Annotated in this window: 17 protein-coding genes; 13 read left to right on the top strand and 4 right to left on the bottom strand. The window is 70.8% G+C overall.

Annotation, left to right across the window (positions count from 1 at the left end):
* The 8 genes from nuoH to BLV02_RS18660 all read left to right on the top strand — a co-directional run bounded on the left by nuoH (position 1) and on the right by BLV02_RS18660 (position 9,030).
* Positions 1–1,308, top strand: coding sequence for an NADH-quinone oxidoreductase subunit NuoH (gene nuoH / locus BLV02_RS18695; RefSeq protein ID WP_141711872.1), 1,308 nt, complete (start codon positions 1–3; stop codon positions 1,306–1,308).
* A complete protein-coding gene (gene nuoI, locus BLV02_RS18690) occupies positions 1,301–1,828 on the top strand; it encodes an NADH-quinone oxidoreductase subunit NuoI (RefSeq protein ID WP_069114885.1) in 528 nt (175 codons plus the stop codon). The genes nuoH and nuoI overlap by 8 nt, the downstream gene beginning before the upstream one ends.
* Positions 1,828–2,652 (top strand): NADH-quinone oxidoreductase subunit J, encoded by an 825-nt coding sequence (locus BLV02_RS18685; protein WP_069114884.1) that lies wholly within the window; start codon positions 1,828–1,830, stop codon positions 2,650–2,652. The genes nuoI and BLV02_RS18685 overlap by 1 nt, the downstream gene beginning before the upstream one ends.
* Complete coding sequence (gene nuoK, locus BLV02_RS18680; protein WP_069114883.1) at positions 2,649–2,948, top strand: NADH-quinone oxidoreductase subunit NuoK; 300 nt, start codon at positions 2,649–2,651, stop codon at positions 2,946–2,948. Before BLV02_RS18685 ends, nuoK begins: the two co-directional genes overlap by 4 nt.
* Positions 2,949–3,030: 82 nt before the next feature.
* Positions 3,031–4,923 (top strand): NADH-quinone oxidoreductase subunit L, encoded by a 1,893-nt coding sequence (gene nuoL, locus BLV02_RS18675; RefSeq protein ID WP_069114940.1) that lies wholly within the window; start codon positions 3,031–3,033, stop codon positions 4,921–4,923.
* 11 nt (positions 4,924–4,934) lie between these two features.
* Entirely contained in the window at positions 4,935–6,461 is a 1,527-nt protein-coding gene (locus BLV02_RS18670) for an NADH-quinone oxidoreductase subunit M (RefSeq protein ID WP_216094582.1), read from the top strand.
* Positions 6,458–7,984, top strand: coding sequence for an NADH-quinone oxidoreductase subunit NuoN (nuoN, locus tag BLV02_RS18665; protein ID WP_069114881.1), 1,527 nt, complete (start codon positions 6,458–6,460; stop codon positions 7,982–7,984). Before BLV02_RS18670 ends, nuoN begins: the two co-directional genes overlap by 4 nt.
* Positions 7,985–8,037: 53 nt before the next feature.
* Entirely contained in the window at positions 8,038–9,030 is a 993-nt protein-coding gene (locus BLV02_RS18660) for a polyprenyl synthetase family protein (protein ID WP_069114880.1), read from the top strand.
* Between the two features lie 100 nt (positions 9,031–9,130).
* Here BLV02_RS18660 and BLV02_RS18655 read toward each other — a convergent pair whose 3' ends face one another.
* Positions 9,131–9,400 (bottom strand): hypothetical protein, encoded by a 270-nt coding sequence (locus BLV02_RS18655; RefSeq protein ID WP_069114879.1) that lies wholly within the window; start codon positions 9,398–9,400, stop codon positions 9,131–9,133.
* A gap of 82 nt (positions 9,401–9,482) precedes the next feature.
* Here BLV02_RS18655 and BLV02_RS18650 point away from each other — a divergent pair, with 82 nt between their 5' ends.
* Positions 9,483–9,749, top strand: coding sequence for a GntR family transcriptional regulator (locus BLV02_RS18650; protein WP_069114878.1), 267 nt, complete (start codon positions 9,483–9,485; stop codon positions 9,747–9,749).
* Positions 9,750–10,293: 544 nt separating this feature from the next.
* On the opposite strand, the gene rarD is transcribed toward BLV02_RS18650, so the two are convergent.
* The 3 genes from rarD to BLV02_RS18635 form a co-directional block, all read right to left on the bottom strand.
* Complete coding sequence (gene rarD, locus BLV02_RS18645) at positions 10,294–11,214, bottom strand: EamA family transporter RarD (RefSeq protein ID WP_069114877.1); 921 nt, start codon at positions 11,212–11,214, stop codon at positions 10,294–10,296.
* Between the two features lie 243 nt (positions 11,215–11,457).
* Positions 11,458–12,498, bottom strand: a complete 1,041-nt coding sequence (locus BLV02_RS18640; RefSeq protein ID WP_069114939.1) for a 2-oxoacid:ferredoxin oxidoreductase subunit beta — start codon at positions 12,496–12,498, stop codon at positions 11,458–11,460.
* Between the two features lie 14 nt (positions 12,499–12,512).
* The gene (locus BLV02_RS18635; RefSeq protein ID WP_141711869.1) at positions 12,513–14,303 is read right to left on the bottom strand and encodes a 2-oxoacid:acceptor oxidoreductase subunit alpha; all 1,791 of its coding nucleotides are present in this window, start codon (positions 14,301–14,303) and stop codon (positions 12,513–12,515) included.
* A 277-nt stretch (positions 14,304–14,580) separates the two neighbouring features.
* Here BLV02_RS18635 and BLV02_RS18630 point away from each other — a divergent pair, with 277 nt between their 5' ends.
* From BLV02_RS18630 to BLV02_RS18615, 4 genes are all read left to right on the top strand, one after another.
* Positions 14,581–16,761, top strand: a complete 2,181-nt coding sequence (locus tag BLV02_RS18630) for a carbon starvation CstA family protein (RefSeq protein ID WP_069114875.1) — start codon at positions 14,581–14,583, stop codon at positions 16,759–16,761.
* Entirely contained in the window at positions 16,758–16,961 is a 204-nt protein-coding gene (locus BLV02_RS18625) for a YbdD/YjiX family protein (RefSeq protein WP_069114874.1), read from the top strand. Before BLV02_RS18630 ends, BLV02_RS18625 begins: the two co-directional genes overlap by 4 nt.
* A gap of 75 nt (positions 16,962–17,036) precedes the next feature.
* Positions 17,037–17,855 carry a M48 family metalloprotease gene (locus BLV02_RS18620; RefSeq protein WP_069114873.1) on the top strand — a complete coding sequence of 273 codons (819 nt, stop codon included), beginning with the start codon at positions 17,037–17,039 and terminating at the stop codon, positions 17,853–17,855.
* 38 nt (positions 17,856–17,893) lie between these two features.
* Positions 17,894–18,607: an SDR family oxidoreductase gene (locus tag BLV02_RS18615; RefSeq protein ID WP_069114872.1), complete on the top strand. Its 714-nt coding sequence runs from the start codon at positions 17,894–17,896 to the stop codon at positions 18,605–18,607.

Here is an 18,607-nt window from a genome sequence, read left to right as displayed (position 1 = left end):
ATCGCCGCTGAGACGACCGCCAACGAGGTCCCCGGCTTCGGGAACGACCCGTGGTGGATCATCGCCATCAAGGTCGTGGCGATCTTCGTGCTGCTGATCCTGCTGACGCTGTTCAACATCGTCTTCGAGCGCAAGGTCGTGGCACGCATGCAGCACCGCCTCGGCCCGAACCGCACCGGCCCGGGTGGCTGGCTGCAGAGCCTCGCCGACGGCACCAAGCTGATGTTCAAGGAGGACATCATCCCGAAGGCGGCCGACAAGGTCGTCTACGTCCTCGCGCCGATCGTGGCGCTGGTGCCGTCGTTCCTGATCCTCGCGGTCATCCCGATGGGCCCGGAGGTCTCGATCTTCGGGCACGAGACCCGGCTGCAGCTCACCGACCTCCCGGTCGCGGTGCTGTTCACGCTGGCCATCGCGTCCGTCGGCGTCTACGGCCTGATGCTGGCCGGCTGGTCCAGCGGCTCGACGTACCCGCTGCTCGGCGGCCTGCGCTCGACCGCCCAGGTCATCTCGTACGAGCTGGTCATGGGGCTGTCGTTCGTCGGCGTCTTCCTGTTCGCCGGCACCATGTCGACGTCGGGCATCGTCGAGGAGCAGGAACGGCTCTGGTACGGCATCATCCTGCTGCCGTCGTTCCTCATCTACCTCATCTCGATGGTGGGCGAGACGAACCGGGCGCCGTTCGACCTCCCGGAGGCCGAGGGCGAGCTGGTGGCCGGCTGGGGCACCGAGTACTCGTCGTTCAAGTACGCGATGTTCTTCCAGGCCGAGTACTTCAACATGGTCAACGTCTCGGCCATCGCCACGACGCTGTTCCTGGGCGGCTGGCGGGCGCCGTGGCCGATCTCGGCGATCAACGACGGCATGTTCAACACCGGCTGGTGGCCCATGCTGTGGTTCCTCGGCAAGGTCATCCTGCTGATCTTCATCTTCATCTGGCTGCGCGGCACACTGCCACGGCTCAGGTACGACCAGTTCATGCACTTCTGCTGGAAGGTGCTGCTGCCGATCTCGCTGGTCTGGATCGTCGCGGTGGCCGGCATGCGGCTGGCGTTCAACGAGGGCGTCGAGCGCAACCAGATCCTCCTGTACGGCGGCATCGCCGTGGCGGTGCTGCTGATCGGCAGCCTGCTGATCCCGGAGAAGAAGGTGCCGGCCGAGCCTGAGCCGGCCGAGCCGCCGGAGTTCGACGCGTTCGCCGGCGGCCACCCGGTGCCGCCGATGCCGGGCCAGGAGTTCGTGGCGGCGCGCATCCCCGCGGCCACCACCCAGACTGACGACCGTACCGAGGAGAGCAGTCGTGCCTAAGTTCCTCGACCCGGTGGCGGGCTTCGGAGTCACGTTCCGGACCATGTTCCGCAAGCCGGTCACCGAGCAGTACCCGGAGCAGCCGCATCCGGTGGCGCCGCGCTTCCACGGTCGGCACCAGCTGAACCGGCACCCCGACGGGCTGGAGAAGTGCGTCGGCTGCGAGCTGTGCGCCTGGGCCTGCCCGGCCGACGCCATCTACGTCGAGGGCGCCTCCAACACCGAGGACGAGCGCTTCTCGCCGGGCGAGCGGTACGGCCGCGTCTACCAGATCAACTACCTGCGCTGCATCCTCTGCGGGCTGTGCATCGAGGCGTGCCCGACCCGCGCGCTGACGATGACCAACGAGTACGAGCTGGCCGACCACACCCGCGAGAGCCTCATCTACGAGAAGAAGGACCTGCTCGCGCCGCTGCTGCCGGGCATGGAGGAGCCGCCGCACCCGATGCGGCTCGGCGACGACGAGCGCGACTACTACCTCGGCGCGGGCCTCGGCCGCTCCAGCGGTGAGGGGGCCTGATGGGCGAGGCAGCCCTGTTCTGGATCATGGCGCCGGTCGCCGTGCTCGGCGCGCTCGGCCTGGTGTTCTCCCGCAAGGCCGTGCACGGCGCGCTGAGCCTGGCCGTCACGATGATCTCCCTGGCGCTGTTCTACATCGCGCAGGAGGCGCCGTTCCTCGGCGTCGTGCAGATCGTCGTGTACACCGGCGCGATCATGATGCTGTTCCTGTTCGTGATCATGCTGGTCGGCATCGACTCCTCCGACTCCAAGGTCGAGACCATCCGCGGCCAGCGAGTCGCGGCGACGCTCGCCGTCGCCGGTGTCGTGCTGCTGCTGGCCGGCGTCACCATCCGGGCGACGCTGCCGGAGGAGCCGGCCGGGCTCGCGCAGGCCACGCCGGACGGCAACGTCCCGGCCATCGCCGACGCGATCTTCGGCACCTACGTGTGGGCCTTCGAGGTCGTGGCCGCGCTGCTGATCACGGCCGCCGTCGGCGCCATGACGCTGACCCACCGCGAGCGGACCCAGCCCCGCGCGACGCAGAAGGAACTGTCGATCAAGCGGTTCACCGAGGGGGCGCCCGGCGAGGCCGCCGGCCTCCCCGTCCCCGGCGTGTACGCGCGGCACAACGCCGTCGACACCCCGGCGCTGCTGCCCGACGGCACGCCCAGCGAGGACTCCGTCAACCGGGTGCTGGTCGCCCGCGGCGCCGCTCGCTCCACCGACGAGTTCCGGCACCACCCGACGCCGGGCGACATCGAGGCGGCGGCCGAGGGCGACGCCGACGAGCCGGTGGGCGAGTCCGGTACCGACGACGACGCATCCGGAGGTGAGCGCGCATGAACCCGACCAACTACCTGGTGCTGTCGATCATCCTGTTCTCGATCGGCGCCGCCGGCGTGCTCATCCGGCGCAACGCGCTGGTGGCCTTCATGTCCGTGGAGCTCATGCTCAACGCGGCCAACCTGGCGTTCGTCACCTTCGCCCGGATGCACGGCAACATCGACGGCCAGATCGTGGCGTTCTTCGTCATGGTCGTGGCGGCGGCCGAGGTCGTCGTCGGGCTGGCGATCATCGTGACGATCTTCCGAACTCGCAGGTCCGCGTCGGTCGACGACGCCAGCCTGCTGAAGCTCTGACGGGCGTGAGGAACCAGTGACTTCCACACTCAGCGCGCTGGCGACGGCTGTCGCCACCGAGGGCGGGCACGGCGGCGGCCAGGTGGCCACCGCCGCGACCGGCGTCTTCGACCTCACCTGGCTGCTGATCGCGTTCCCGCTGCTGGGCGCCGCGATCCTGCTGCTCGGCGGGCGGCGCACCGACAAGGTCGGCCACCTCATCGGCTGCGCGGCGTCGATCGCCTCGTTCGTCATGGGCCTGGTGCTGTTCTTCGCGATGGTCGGCGAGCCGTCCGACGGCCGCGCGTTCACCGTCCAGCTCTGGGAGTACGTCAACGCCGGCGGCTACAGCGTCGACGTCAGCCTGCTGCTGGACCAGCTGTCGATCTCGTTCGTGCTGCTGATCACCGGTGTCGGGTCGCTGATCCACATCTACTCCATCGGCTACATGGAGCACGACGAGCGGCGGCGCCGGTTCTTCGGCTACCTGAACCTGTTCGTCGCGGCGATGCTGCTGCTGGTGCTGGCGTCGGACTACCTGGTGCTGTTCATCGGCTGGGAGGGCGTCGGCCTGGCGTCGTACCTGCTGATCGGGTTCTGGCAGCACAAGGACTCGGCATCGGTCGCGGCCAAGAAGGCGTTCGTCGTCAACCGCGTCGGCGACATGGGCATGGTCCTCGCGATGTCGTCGATGATCCTCGTCTTCGGCTCGACGGCCTTCGACGTGGTGTTCGCCTCGGCCGAGGGCGCCGAGACCGGCTGGCTCACCGCCATCGGCCTGTTCCTGCTGCTCGGCGCCTGCGGCAAGTCGGCGCAGTTCCCGCTGCAGTCCTGGCTGCTGGACGCGATGGAGGGCCCGACCCCGGTGTCGGCGCTGATCCACGCCGCCACCATGGTGACCGCCGGCGTCTACCTGATCGTCCGGTCCGCCGCGATCTACGACCTCGCCCCCGACGCGCGCACCGCCGTCGTCGTCATCGGCGCGATCACGCTGCTGATGGGTGCGATCATCGGTTGCGCCAAGGACGACATCAAGAAGGCGCTGGCCGGCTCGACCATGAGCCAGATCGGCTACATGGTGCTCGCGGCGGGGCTCGGCCCGGCCGGGTACGCGTTCGCGATCTTCCACCTGCTGACGCACGGCTTCTTCAAGGCCAACATGTTCCTCGGCGCCGGCTCGGTGATGCACGGCATGAACGACGAGGTGAACATGCGCCGCTACGGCGGGTTGCGCATCCTCATGCCGGCCACGTTCCTCACGTTCGCCATGGGCTACCTCGCCATCATCGGCATCCCGCCGTTCGCCGGGTACTTCTCCAAGGACAAGATCATCGAGGCGGCGTTCGCGGACAACTGGATCACCGGCCTCGCCACGCTGATCGGCGCCGGCATCACCGCGTTCTACATGACCCGCCTCATGCTGATGACGTTCTTCGGCAACCGCCGCTGGAAGCAGAGCGAGCCGCCGCACGAGTCGCCGCCGGTCATGACCGGGCCGCTCTGGGTGCTCGGCGCGCTCTCGGTCGTCGGCGGGTTCGGGCTGCTGTACCTCGGCGCCGGCATCGTCGACTGGCTCGCGCCGGTCACCGGTGAGGCGCACCACGACCTCCCGATGCCGCTCTGGCTGCTGATCACCATCACGCTGGCCACCGTCGTCGTCGGTGTCGCGGTCGCCTGGGCGATGTTCGGGCGCCGCACGGTCCGCGAGGACGTCCCGGCCGGCAACGCGATCACCGTCGCCGCCCGCAACGACCTCTACGGCGACGCGTTCAACGAGGCGGTGTTCATGCGGCCGGGCCAGTACCTGACCCGCTCGCTGGTCTACTTCGAGAACCGCGGCGTCGACGGCGCCGTGGTCGGCACCGCCACCGCCGTCGGCGGCCTGTCGGCCCGCATGCGGCGCTGGCAGACCGGTTTCGTCCGTTCCTATGCCGTGACGATGCTCGGCGGCGTCGGCGTCGTCGTGCTGGCCATGCTGTTGGTGAGGCTTCCGTGACCTTTCCCTGGTTGACCACGCTCATCGCGCTGCCGGCGCTCGGGGCGGTGCTCACCGCCCTGGTGCCGTCCGGGCGGGGCACGCTCGCCAAGCAGGTCGCGACCGGTTTCGCGCTGCTGACGCTGGTCGTCGGCGCGCTGATCAGCATCCAGTTCCTGTTCGACGTCGACATGGGCGTCGAGTCGGAGACCTACGAGTGGATCCCCGAGCTCGGGGCCTCGTGGGCGCTGGACATCCACGGCATCAGCCTCGCGCTGGTCGCGCTGACGGTGCTGGCGACGCCGATCGTCGCGCTGGCCATGTGGCACGAGGCCGAGGAGGAGAAGCGCGACCCGAAGGCGTTCTTCGCGCTGCTGCTGTCGGTCGAGGCGCTGACGCTGACCGCGTTCCTCTCGCAGGACGTGCTGCTGTTCTACGTCGTCTTCGAGGCGATGCTGATCCCGCTGTACTTCATGATCGGCATGTACGGCGGCCCGCAGCGCCGCTACGCCGCGGTGAAGTTCCTGCTGTACAACCTGGTCGGCGGGCTGGCCATGCTGGCCGCCGTCATCGGGCTGTACGTGCAGTCCGTCGACGCCGGCAACCCGTCGTTCTACCTGCCCGACCTCGTCGCGCTGGACATCGACACCACCACCCAGTGGTGGCTGTTCATCGGGTTCATGCTGGCGTTCGCGATCAAGGCGCCGCTGTGGCCGTTCCACACCTGGCTGCCCGACGCCGCCGCCGAGGCGACACCGGCGAACGCGGCGTTCCTGTCCGGCGTCGCCGACAAGGTCGGCACCTACGGCATGATCGCGCTGGTGCTGCCGCTGTTCCCGGACGCGTCGCGCGAGGCCGCACCGGTCATCGTCGTGCTGGCCGTCATCAGCATCATCTACGGCGCCCTGCTGGCCATCGGCCAGACCGACATGAAGCGGCTGATCGGCTACACGTCGATCTCGCACTTCGGCTTCATCGTGCTGGGCATCTTCGCGCTGACCGGCCAGGCCGCGACCGGCGCGACGTTCTACATGGTCAACCACGGCCTCTCGACCATCGCGCTGTTCGTCGTCGTCGGCTTCCTCATCAGCCGGCGCGGGTCGCGGCAGGTCGACGACTTCGGCGGCGTGCAGAAGCCGGCGCCGAAGCTGGCCGGCGTGTTCCTGTTCGCCGGGCTGTCCGGGCTGGCGTTGCCGCCGCTGTCGACGTTCCTGTCGGAGTTCCTGGTCATCTCCGGGACGTTCCTGCGGTACCGGCCGGCGGCGATCATCGCGACGCTCGGCATCGTGCTGTCCGCGCTCTACATCCTGTGGCTCTACCAGCGCACCATGACCGGCCCGGTGCGTCCGGCGGTCGAGGGCATGCCCGACCTGCGCACCCGCGAGGTCGCCGTCGTCGCCCCGCTGCTGGCGCTGCTGCTGGTGGTCGGGTTCTTCCCGAAGCCGCTCACCGACGCGATCGACGAGGCCGTCCAGCCGACGCTCGTCGAGGTCGACGTCGACCAACCCGAGCCGCTGGCTCCCGTCGCTGAACACGTCGAGGAAGGGACTGGCCGGTGAACGCCCCGACCATCGAGTACGCGGAGCTGGCGCCGCTCATCACGATCTTCGGCGCCGCCGTCGTCGGCGTCCTGATCGAGGCGTTCGTCCCGCGGAAGCTGCGGCACCCGATCCAGGTCGGGCTGGCGCTGCTCGCGCTGGTGGCCGCGCTGGTCCAGGTGATGCTGCTGGCCGGCACCGACATGGTCGCCGCGGTCGGCGCGGTCGCCATCGACGGCCCGGCGCTGTTCCTGCAGGGCACCATCCTCGTGCTGGCCATCATCAGCGTGGGGTTCTTCGCCGAGCGGCGACTCGAGGCCGGCGGCGACGCGTTCGCCCCCGCCGCGGCGTCGCTGCCTGGCAGCGAGGACGAGCGGGTGCTCGTCCGCGAGCGGCGGCTGCAGACCGAGGTCTACCCGCTGGCGCTGTTCGCCGTCGGCGGCATGCTGCTGTTCCCGGCCGCCAACGACCTGCTGATGCTGTTCATCGCGCTCGAGGTCATGTCGCTGCCGCTGTACCTGCTGTGCGGCATGGCCCGCCGGCGCCGGCTGCTCTCGCAGGAGGCGGCGCTCAAGTACTTCCTGCTCGGTGCGTTCTCGTCGGCGATCTTCCTGTTCGGCATGGCGTTCGTGTACGGCTACGCCGGCACGCTGCGCTTCGGTGAGATCTCCGAGGCGCTGACGGCGAACGTCGGCCAGGACGGCATCCTGCTGGCCGGCGTCGGACTGATGGCCGTGGGCCTGCTGTTCAAGGTCGGTGCGGTGCCGTTCCACTCGTGGACGCCCGACGTCTACCAGGGCGCGCCGACGCCCATCACCGGGTTCATGGCGGCGTGCACCAAGCTGGCCGCGTTCGGCGCGCTGGTGCGGCTGTTCTACGTCGCGTTCGGCGGGCTGCGCACCGACTGGCAGCCGATGCTGTGGGCCGTCGCGATCGCCACCATGCTGGTGGGCGCCATCGTCGCCCTGACGCAGACCGACATCAAGCGGATGCTGGCCTACTCGTCCATCGCGCACGCCGGCTTCGTGCTGACCGCGATGGTGGCGGCCGACTCGTCGGCCACTGCGGCGATCCTGTTCTACCTGGCCACCTACGGCATCTCGACGCTCGGTGCGTTCGCCGTCGTCACGCTGGTCCGCGACTCCGGCGGCGAGGCCACTCACCTGGCCAAGTGGGCCGGGCTGGGCCGGCGCTCGCCGGTGCTGGCGGCGACGTTCGCGCTGTTCCTGCTGGCCTTCGCCGGGATCCCGCTCACCAGCGGCTTCGTCGGCAAGCTGACGGTGTTCACGGCGGCCATCGACGGCGGCGCGGCGCCGCTGGTCGTGGTCGGCGTCATCGCCAGCGCCGTGGCGGCGTTCTTCTACGTGCGGGTGATCGTGCTGATGTTCTTCAGCGACCCCGCGCCGGAGGGCCCGACCGTCGCGGTGCCGAGCCTGTGGACGGCCGTCGGCATCACCGTGGGCGCGGCGGCGACGCTGCTGCTGGGCATCGTGCCCGGTCCGCTGCTGGACCTGGCGCAGCAGGCGTCCATCTTCGTTCGTTAGAGTGGATGCTCCTGCTGGGTGAACGCGCCCGGCTTTGAGGGAGGGGCCGGGGTTTGAGCAGCGGTCTGGGCATACCGTCCGTCGACGGTGCACTCGAGGCGTCCATCAGCGCCGCCCTCGACGACGTCGAGGCGCGGCTGCTGGCGGCGGTGAAGACCGACGACGCCATGCTCAGCGAGAGTTCGCGGCATCTCGCGCAGGCCGGCGGCAAGCGGTTCCGGCCCATGCTCACGCTGCTGGCGGCCGGCTTCGGCGACATCGACGCGCCGAAGGTCGTGCCGGCCGCCGTCGTGGTCGAGCTGACCCACGTCGGCACCCTCTACCACGACGACGTCATGGACGAAGCGCAGCTGCGGCGCGGTGCTGAGAGCGCGAACGCGCGGTGGGGCAACAGCGTCGCCATCCTCACCGGCGACTACCTCTTCGCCTGCGCCTCCGACCTGCTGGCCGACCTCGGTCCCGAGTCGGTGCGCATCCAGGCGCGCACGTTCCAGCGCCTGGTGCACGGCCAGCTGCACGAGACGCTCGGACCGCGCGAAGGTGAAGACGCCGTCGCGCACTACCTCTCCGTGCTTTCCGACAAGACGGCCTCTCTCATCGCCGCGTCCACCCGCCTGGGCGCCCTGCACGCCGGCGTCGACCCGTCGCAGGTCGAGGTGCTGGGCCAGTTCGGCGAGCGCATCGGCATGGCCTTCCAGCTCGCCGACGACCTCCTCGACATCGCCGGCTCCGAGCGGCTGTCCGGCAAGACGCCCGGCACCGACCTCCGCGAGGGCGTCGCCACCCTGCCTGTCCTCTACGCCCGCCGGGCCGCCCGGCCGGGCGACGAGCGGCTGCTGTCGCTGATCTCCGGCCCCGTGGTCGACGACGCCGACCATGCGGAGGCGCTCGAGCTGCTGCGGGCCCACCCCGCCATGGCCGAGGCCTCCGCCGACGTCCGCCGCTGGGCCGACGACGCCCGGGCGTCGCTGGCGGCGCTACCGGACCTTCCGGCCCGCGCCGCCCTGCACGCCCTCTGCGACACCGTCGTCACCCGCATGTCCTAGGCAGCCACCCCTGCTCGTAGCTGCCGTGCTGGGCGTGCTGCGCGTGGGGACGAGCCGGCCGGGGTAGCGGTGTTCGGCCGTGCCGAGGCGATGGCGGCGGTCATGCCGTCCGCGCCAGCACCCCCGCCGGCGGCGGCGGGATGCGCTGGATGCGGCACACGTACCCGCCGGTCGCCGGCATCCAGCCGCCGAGGCGTTCGAAGCCGAGCCGCCGCAGCGTCACGTCCCAGCCGCGGGTGCCGACGGTGCCGTAGGGGAGCGGGCGGTTGGTGATGGTGTGGCCGTCCTGGTCGGTGATGACGATCTCGTCCAGGAGCCGGGCCGGCGGGCGGCTCCACAACAGCCACCCGGTGTAGGTCTCGTCGCGCATGTGATGACTTTAGGTGGCACTGTAGACCTTTGTATAGCTCAGCGTCTTTGTGCAGGTCAGCAGAGCTTCTATCGTGGAGCGCATGGGTGACGTACCGGAGTTCCGGCCGCAGGGCCACGAACTGCTGTACGTCGCCATCGCCGACCACGTCGCCGCCCGCATCGACGCCGGCGAGCTCCAGCCCGGCGCGCGGCTCACGCCCGAGCGCGAACTCGCCGTCGAGTACGGCGTCGCCTACCTCACCGTGCGGCGGGCCATGGTGGAGCTGCGCGAGCGCGGCCGCATCCTGACGGTGCACGGCAAGGGCACCTTCGTCGCGCCCGACCAGCCCGCCGACGGCGACACCTGACCGGGCGCACGGCCTGTTGGCGGATGTCATCCACCTTCTTGGTCGTTCAGGCAGCCCAAAAGGTGGATGATCATGGCATGTTCACGCCCGGTCCATCGGCCCGCTCGTCGACCGTCCGTATCGGCATCCTCAGCAGCGGCCGACGCCGCTAGATGGCGGCGCGACGTTGTCGCCCCACCCGGGCCGGGAGGGGTCGGCCTACCGCCGACACGCGGCAGACGGCTAGGGGAAGCGGGCCTGGCGGCGGCCAGCGGACCGGACCAGCCGTGGAGTCGGTGGCCGGACACCCACCCACGACCGTGAGCGGCCAGCGGAGAAGAAGGCACCGCGATCAGGGGAGCCGGGCCCATCTTTCGGCCGGCCACCTGACGCTGCTTTCACGGGGGCGCGGGCGGCCGGGTCAAGCGGTCCTCCGTCGCGCGAAGCGCCCTAGCACGAGGTCCGCTTGAGGCGGCCTCCCGCGCCCCCGACAATCGAGAGCAGCAGGGGGCAGGCGGAACGCGGCGAACCCCAGCGAACGGGCGCCCGGCCAACCCGAGACCGATCACGCAGCGGCCGCCGGGTCCAGCACCAGCCGATCCAGCGCCGCCCGCCGCTCCCGCCGTCGCCGCACCAGCACCTCGGCGGTGAGGACGACGAGCGCCGTCCAGATGAGCGCGAACCCGAACCACCGCACCGGCGGCACCGTCTCGCCGTAGACCGCGACCCCGAGCAGGAACTGCAGGCTCGGCGTCAGGTACTGCAGCGTTCCCAGCGTCGTCAACGGCACCCGCACGGCGGCCGCGCCGAAGAACAGCAGCGGGACGGCCGTCACCACCCCGCAGCCGGCCAGCAGCAGCGTCATGCCCCAGCCGGCCGTGCCGAAGTCGCCGGTGCCGCGCGCCGCCAGCAGCACCAGGTAGCCCAGCGCCGGCAGGAACAGCACCGCGGTCTCGACCGCCAGGCTCTCGACGGCGTCGACGCCGGCCTTCTTCTTCACCAGGCCGTAGGTGCCGAACGAGAACGCGAGGGTCAGCGCGATCCACGGCGGCCGCCCGTAGTCGACGGTGAGGACGATGACGGCGACACCGGCCAGGCCGAGCGCCGCCCACTGCAGCCGCCGCAGCCGCTCGCCGAAGACGAGCACGCCGAGCACCACCGTCACCAGCGGGTTGATGAAGTAGCCGAGCGACGTCTCGACGATGTGGTCGTTGTTGACGCCCCAGATGTAGACGCCCCAGTTGATGCAGATCAGCAGCGCCGCCAGCGTCAGCAGCCCGTACGAGCGCCGCCCGAGGGTCCGCAGCTTGCCGAGGTTGCGCCCGACGGCGAGCAGGCCGAGCACGAGGACGAGCGACCATACGACCCGATGCGACAGGATCTCCACCGCGCCGGTGTCTTCCAGCAGCTTGATGTAGAGCGGGAAGACACCCCAGAGTGCGTACGCGCCAACGCCGTACAGCAGGCCGGGCCGAGAGGTGCTCACCAGCGCATGCTAGTGGGCTGCCAGCAACCACTGCACGGTTGGCTCATGACGCGAGACGCGCGCTTGTCGGTGCCCGCCCGTAGGGTGGGCCCCACCCGGGCCGGGAGGGGTCTGCCGTACCCCGCGAAACGAGCCGGCTCTGCCGCCTCGCGAAACGGGTCGGCTCTGCCGCTTCGCGGAAACGGGCCGGCTCTGCCGCCGGGCCGAGTGGGCCGGCTGAGCCGCCTTGCGGGACGGGCCGGCTCAGCCGACCGTCCAGGCGTCCTTGCCGCGCAGCAGCGACTGGAGGTCGCCCTCGCCCTGCTTGGCCGCGGCCTCGTCCAGCTGCTCGGCCATGAGGTCGCCGTACGCCGGCCGATCGACCTGGCGGAAGATGCCGATGGGGCTGCGGGCCAGCGTGCCGGGGTCGGCCAGCCGGGACAGCGCGAACGCCTGGGTGGGGTCGTCGGCCGTGGCGTCGTGGACGATGACGCCGGGGGCGTCGCCCGCGCACACCTCCAGCGAACCGGTCGACGGGTTGCGGCGGACGCCCTGCTGGCCGTCGGCGCCGAAGCGCACCGGCTCGCCGTGCGCCAGCCGGATGAGCACTTCGTCGCTGCTCTCGCGGTTCTTCAGGATCTCGAACGCGCCGTCGTTGAAGATGTTGCAGTTCTGGTAGATCTCGACCAGCGACGTGCCGCGATGCGCTGCCGCGGCCGACAGCACCGACGTGAGGTGCTTGCGGTCGGAGTCGATGGTCCGGGCGACGAACGTGGCCTCGGCGCCCAGCGCCAGCGACACCGGGTTGAACGGCGCCTCCAGCGACCCCATGGGCGTCGACTTGGTGACCTTGCCCTGCTCGCTGGTGGGCGAGTACTGGCCCTTCGTCAGCCCGTAGATGCGGTTGTTGAACAGCAGGATCGTCAGGTTGACGTTGCGCCGCAGGGCGTGGATCAGGTGATTGCCACCGATCGACAGCGCGTCGCCGTCGCCGGTGATGACCCAGACGGAGAGGTCGGGACGCGACGCGGCGAGGCCGGTCGCGATGGCCGGCGCGCGGCCGTGGATCGAGTGCATCCCGTAGGTGTTCATGTAGTACGGGAAGCGCGAGGAGCAGCCGATGCCGGAGACGAAGACGATGTTCTCGCGGGCCAGACCGAGGTCGGGCAGGAAGCCCTGGACGGCCGCCAGCACGGCGTAGTCGCCGCAGCCGGGGCACCAGCGGACCTCCTGGTCGCTGGTGAAGTCCTTCTTCGTCTGCTTGACGTCAGTGGTGGGCACCCCGGCGAGGCCGGGCAGGCCCAGTTCGACGGGTGCGGTCACAGCGCACCCACCTCCTCCATGATCACGTCGGCCAGCTCTTCGGCCTTGAACGGCAGCCCGCGGACCTGGTTGTACCCGACGACGTCGACGAGGTACTTGCCGCGCAGCAGCAGGGCGAGCTGCCCGAGGTTCATCTCCGGCACGAGCACGCGGTCGTAGGACCGCAGCACGTCGCCGGTGTTGGCGGGCATCGGGTTGAGGTGGCGCAGGTGCGCCTGGGCCACCTGGTGGCCGGCCTTGCGGGCCCGCCGCACCGCCGCGCCGATGGGCCCGTACGTCGACCCCCAGCCGAGCACGAGCAGCCGGGCCGCGCCGCTGGGGTCCTCGACGTCGAGGTCGTGAACGCCGGCGATGCCGTCGACCTTCGCCTGGCGCAGCCGCACCATGCGGTCGTGGTTGTTGGGGTCGTACGAGATGGTGCCGGGACCGTCGAGCTTCTCGATGCCGCCGATGCGGTGCTCGAGCCCGGGCGTGCCGGGCACGGCCCACGGCCGGGCCAGCGTCTCGGGGTCGCGCAGGTACGGCCAGAAGTCGCGCTCGCCCTCGCCGTCGTGGTTGAGCTCGGTGGCGAAGTTCGGGTGGATGGTCGGCAGCGACTCGACGTCGGGCACGTGCCAGGGCTCGGAGCCGTTGGCGAGGTAGCCGTCGGAGAGCAGGAACACCGGCGTGCGGTACGTGACGGCGATGCGCACGGCCTCGATGGCGGCGTGGAAGCAGTCGGACGGCGACGACGCCGCCACCACCGGCACCGGTGACTCGCCGTTGCGGCCGTACAGCACCTGCAGGAGGTCGGCCTGCTCGGTCTTCGTGGGCAGGCCGGTCGACGGCCCGCCGCGCTGCACGTCGACGATGACCAGCGGCAGCTCCAGCGACACCGCCAGGCCGACGGTCTCGCCCTTCAGTGCGACGCCGGGGCCGGAGGTCGTCGTGACGCCGAGGGCGCCGCCGAACGACGCGCCCAGCGCGGCGCCGATGGCCGCGACCTCGTCCTCGGCCTGGAACGTGCGCACGCCGAACCGCTTGTGCTTGGACAGCTCGTGCAGGATGTCCGACGCCGGGGTGATGGGGTACGAGCCCAGGAACAGCGGCAGGCCGGACTGCCGCGCGGCCGCGATGAGGCCGTACGACAGCGCCAGGTTGCCGGTGATGTTCCGGTACGTGCCGGCCGGCATGGCGGCCGGCTTGACCTGGTACGAGACCGCGAAGTCCTCGGTGGTCTCGCCGTAGTTCCAGCCCGCCTTGAGTGCGGCGATGTTGGCGTCGCGGATGGTCTCGCGGCTGGCGAACTTCTCTCGCAGGAACGACACGGTGCCGTCGATGGACCGTCCGTACATCCAGGACAGCAGCCCCAGCGCGAACATGTTCTTCGAGCGCGAGGCGTCCTTGCGGGACAGGTCGAACGGCGCCAGCGCCTCCATGGTGATGCCGGAGAGGTCGAGCGCGTGCACCTTGTAGGCGCTGAGGGTGTTGTCCTCGAGCGGGTTGGTGGTCCAGCCGATCTTCTTCAGCGCCCGCGGCGTGAAGTCGCCGGTGTCGACGATGATCGTGGCGCCCTTGGGGACGTCGGGCAGGTTGGCCTTGAGCGCCGCCGGGTTCATCGCCACCAGCACGTCGGGCGCGTCGCCCGGCGTGAGGATGTCGTAGTTGGCGAAGTGCAGCTGGAAGCTGGAGACGCCGGGGAGCGTGCCGGCGGGCGCCCGGATCTCGGCCGGGAAGTTCGGCAGTGTGGAGAGATCGTTCCCGAAGGAGGCGGTCTCGGCGGTGAACCGGTCTCCGGTGAGCTGCATGCCGTCACCGGAGTCGCCAGCAAATCGGATCACCACACGGTCGAGCTCGCGTACGTGCTTCACCGTCACCGGTGTCGACGCCTCCTTCAGACGGTCGGTCCCGGGGTGTCCCGGCTCGAATCCCGACCATCCATGCTACGGCGACTTTTCACAGGAGCCGTCCCAGCGTCCGAAGCGTGAGAGATGACACGTCCCCGGCGGCTCTCGACCGAGAGGACATCTGAGCGTAATCTCTACGGTCACCATCGCAGGACCCGGATCAGTTCGGAGGTCGTCAATGGTCGACACCGTCCGCACCGAGCCCACCCAGCCCCGGCGCCGTCCTCCGCTCAGATCGATCGTGATCTGGACGCTGGTCGCCGTCGTGGGCGCCATCGCCTGGGGTGTCGTCGCGCTGACCCGCGACGAGGAGATCTCGGCGCTGTGGCTGCTGGCAGCCGCCCTGGGCTCGTACGCCATCGCCTACCGCTTCTACGCCCGGTTCATCGCCCGCCGCGTGCTGAAGGCCGACGACGCCCGCGCGACGCCGGCCGAGACGCTGCGCAACGACACCGACTACCAGCCGACCGACCGGCGGGTGCTGTTCGGTCACCACTTCGCCGCCATCGCCGGCGCCGGCCCGCTCGTCGGCCCGGTGCTCGCCGCGCAGATGGGCTATCTGCCCGGCACCCTCTGGATCGTCGTAGGGGTGATTTTCGCCGGCGCCGTGCAGGACATGGTCGTGCTGTTCTTCTCGATGCGGCGCAATGGCAAGAGCCTGGGCCAGATGGCGCGCGAGGAGATCGGCGTCGTCGGCGGTGTGGCGGCGCTGGTCGGCGTCTTCACGATCATGATCATCCTGCTCGCCGTGCTGGCGCTGGTGGTCGTCAACGCGCTGGCGCACTCGGCGTGGGGCACCTTCTCGATCGCGATGACCATCCCGATCGCGCTGTTCATGGGGTTCTACCTGCGCTCGCTGCGGCCCGGCCGGGTGATCGAGACCAGCATCATCGGCGTCGGGCTGCTGTTGCTGGCGATCGTCGGCGGCGGCTGGGTCCAGGACTCCAACTGGGCCGACACCTTCACGCTGTCGCCCGAGACGCTGGTGTGGGCGCTGATCATCTACGGCTTCGTCGCGTCGGTGCTGCCGGTGTGGATGCTGCTGGCGCCGCGCGACTACCTGTCGACGTTCATGAAGATCGGGACGATCATCCTGCTCGCCGTCGGGCTGCTGCTGGCCCGGCCGATGCTGCAGAACGAGGCGATCACCGACTTCGCGTCCCGCGGCGACGGCCCGGTCTTCGCCGGCTCGCTGTTCCCGTTCGTGTTTATCACCATCGCCTGCGGCGCGCTCTCCGGCTTCCACGCGCTGATCGCCTCCGGCACCACGCCGAAGCTGATCGAGAAGGAGTCGCAGGTCCGGATGATCGGCTACGGCGGCATGCTGATGGAGTCGTTCGTCGCCATCAGCGCGCTCATCGCCGCGTCGGTCATCGACCCTGGTCTCTACTACGCGATGAACGCGCCGGCCGGCTTCCTCGGTGACTCACTGGAGTCGGCGTCACAGGCCGTCGCCAGTCTCGGGTTCTCGATCACGCCCGACCAACTGGCCGCCGCGGCCGCGTCCGTCGAGGAGTCGACGCTGGTGGCCCGCACCGGCGGCGCGCCCACGCTCGCCGTCGGCATGTCGCAGATCTTCTCCGACGGGTTCGGCGCCGGCGGGCAGGCGTTCTGGTACCACTTCGCGATCATGTTCGAGGCGCTGTTCATCCTGACGACGGTCGACGCCGGCACCCGGGTCGGGCGGTTCATGCTGCAGGACACCCTGGGCAACGTGTGGAAGCCGATGCGCGACGTGTCGTGGAAGCCGGGGCTGTGGCTGACCAGCGCGGTCGTCGTCGCGGCGTGGGGGTACTTCCTGTACGCCGGGGTCACCGACCCGCTCGGCGGCATCAACCAGCTGTTCCCGCTGTTCGGCATCGCCAACCAGCTGCTCGCCGCCATCGCGCTGACCGTCGCCACGACGATCCTGATCAAGTCGGGGCGGCTGAAGTGGGCGTGGGTGACGGGCATCCCGCTGGCCTGGGACGCCGCGGTCACGCTGACGGCCAGCTGGCAGAAGGTGTTCTCCGACGACCCCACGCTCGGGTTCTTCGCCCAGCGTGACCGGTTCTCCGAGGCGCTGGACAACGGCGAGGTGCTGCCACCGGCACGGTCGCTGGACGACATGGAGCAGGTGGTGACGAACTCCACGGTCGACGGCGTGCTGGCGGCGTTCTTCGCGCTGCTGGTCGTGATCATCATCGCCGACGCCACCCGGGTGTGCGTCAAGGCGCTGCGCAACCCGTCGGCCGCCACCAGCACCGAGGCGCCGTACGTGCGGTCGACGCTGGTGGCGCCGTCTGGGCTGATCCCGACCCGGGCCGAACGCGAGCTGATGGCGGCCGCGGCGCGCGGCGACCGGGACGGTGACCGGTGACCGCCGTGCTGGGCGCCGTCGGACGTGCGGCCGCGGGCGTGTGGTGGTACCTGCGTGAGGTCAGCGGGGAGACCGCCTACGATCGCTATGTCGAGCACAGTCGCCGGCACGACGCGGGGGCCGAGGTGCTGTCGAGGCGCGAGTTCGAGCGTCGCCGGCAGGACGACCGCGACCGGTCGCCTCAGCAACGCTGCTGCTGAGCGCGCCGGAACCCGGCCGGTCCACCGCGCGTTCACCCCGAGGGGCGTCGTGCTCGTGGTGACGGGCGCCGAGAGGTGGACGTGCAACGCAATCGTGTGAAGGCCGTGCTGCTGCTGGCGGGGCTGTCGGGTCTGGCCCTGCTGGCCGGCTCGTGGCTGGGTCCGGCCGGCCTGTTCGTGGCGGCGGTCGTGGTCGTGGGGCTGAACTGCTACGTGGTGCTGCGTTCCGACGCCATCGCGCTGCGGGCCATGCGCGCCTACCCCGTCAGCGAGGCCGAGCAGCCCGTGCTGCACCGCGTGGTGCGGGAACTGACGGCACGGGCGCGGGTGCCGATGCCGCGCCTGTACGTCAGCCCCACCCGCGCCGTGAACGCCTTCGCCACCGGCCGCGACCCCGCCCACGCCGCCGTCTGCTGCACCGAGGGCATCCTCGACCTCCTCGACGAGCGCGAGCTGCGCGCCGTCATCGGGCACGAACTGGCGCACGTCCGCCGCGGCGACACCGTCGTCTCGTCCACCGCGGGCGCCGTCGCCAGCATCGTCATGGTCGTCGGTGGCCGGGCCGGGCCGGTGGGGCGGGCGCTGCTGACGGTGCTCGGCCCGCTCGCCGCCGCCGTCGTCCGCGCCACCGTCACCCCGTCCCGCGAGTACGAGGCCGACGCCGAGGCCAGCCGCATCACCGGCGACCCGCTCGGCCTCGCCGCCGCGCTGCGCAAGCTCGACGCCAGCACCCGGCGGCTGGTGCTGCCGCCCGAGCGCGACATCGTCGCCACCAGTCACCTGATGATCGCCAGCCCGCTGCAGCAGACCGGCATCGCCAAGCTGTTCGCCTCCCACCCCCCGATGGCCGAACGGGTCGCCCGGCTGGAACAACGGGCCGGCTACCGCCGCTGAAGCGCTCGGAGCATCCATCCGAGCGAGGGAGACGGCGCATGACGCTGGCGGGCAAGCGGGTCGCGATCACCGGAGGCAGCGGCGGCATCGGCGCCGCCATCGCCGCCGAGGTGGTCGGGCGGGGCGGAACGGTGACGCTGATCGGCCGGACGGAGGCCCGCCTGAAGGAGGCGGCGGCGGACCTGGGGCCCCGGGCCTCGTACCTGGTGGCCGACGTGAGCGACGGCGCCGCGCTGGACTCCGCGCTGGAGCAGGCCGGGCCGCTGGACCACCTCGTGACCGCGGCCGCCGGCGGCGTGGCCGGTCCGTTCGCGGACGTGCCCGAGGACGCCGTCCGCGACCTCTTCGAGACCAAGTTCTGGGGGCAGTACCGCGCGGTGCGCGCGGTCCTGCCGCGACTGCCGTCCGACGGCTCCGTGCTGCTGTTCTCCGGCTTCCTCTACCGCAAGCCGGCCGTCGGCCTGTCGGCGTTCGCCGCCGTCAACGGCGCCATCGAGGGTCTGGTGAAGGCGCTGGCCGTCGAGGCGGCGCCGGTGCGGATCAACGCGCTGTCGCCCGGCCGCATCGACACCCTGGGCGGCGGCGAGCCGATGCCCGACGACGCCCGGCGCGAGTACGTGGCCATGGCCGGGCGCGAGGCCACGCTGGGCCGCATCGGGACCGCGGCCGAGGCGGCCCACGGGGCGGTGTTCCTGCTGGAGAGCAGTTACACGACCGGCGTCACCCTGGACGTCGACGGCGGCCTGCGCTGA

Source organism: Jiangella alba (assembly GCF_900106035.1).
Classification (GTDB): Bacteria; Actinomycetota; Actinomycetes; order Jiangellales; family Jiangellaceae; genus Jiangella; species Jiangella alba.
This window is presented reverse-complemented; position numbering and strand designations above follow the sequence as displayed.

What these genes read in the sequence shown, in the direction of transcription:
- BLV02_RS18685 (WP_069114884.1), top strand. Translation starts at nt 1,828, where the DNA reads ATGGGCGAGGCAGCCCTGTTCTGGATCATGGCGCCGGTCGCCGTGCTC.
- nuoK (WP_069114883.1), top strand. Translation starts at nt 2,649, where the DNA reads ATGAACCCGACCAACTACCTGGTGCTGTCGATCATCCTGTTCTCGATC.
- BLV02_RS18655 (WP_069114879.1), bottom strand. Translation starts at nt 9,400, where the DNA reads ATGCGCGACGAGACCTACACCGGGTGGCTGTTGTGGAGCCGCCCGCCG.
- BLV02_RS18650 (WP_069114878.1), top strand. Translation starts at nt 9,483, where the DNA reads ATGGGTGACGTACCGGAGTTCCGGCCGCAGGGCCACGAACTGCTGTAC.
- BLV02_RS18635 (WP_141711869.1), bottom strand. Translation starts at nt 14,303, where the DNA reads ATGCAGCTCACCGGAGACCGGTTCACCGCCGAGACCGCCTCCTTCGGG.
- BLV02_RS18630 (WP_069114875.1), top strand. Translation starts at nt 14,581, where the DNA reads ATGGTCGACACCGTCCGCACCGAGCCCACCCAGCCCCGGCGCCGTCCT.
- BLV02_RS18615 (WP_069114872.1), top strand. Translation starts at nt 17,894, where the DNA reads ATGACGCTGGCGGGCAAGCGGGTCGCGATCACCGGAGGCAGCGGCGGC.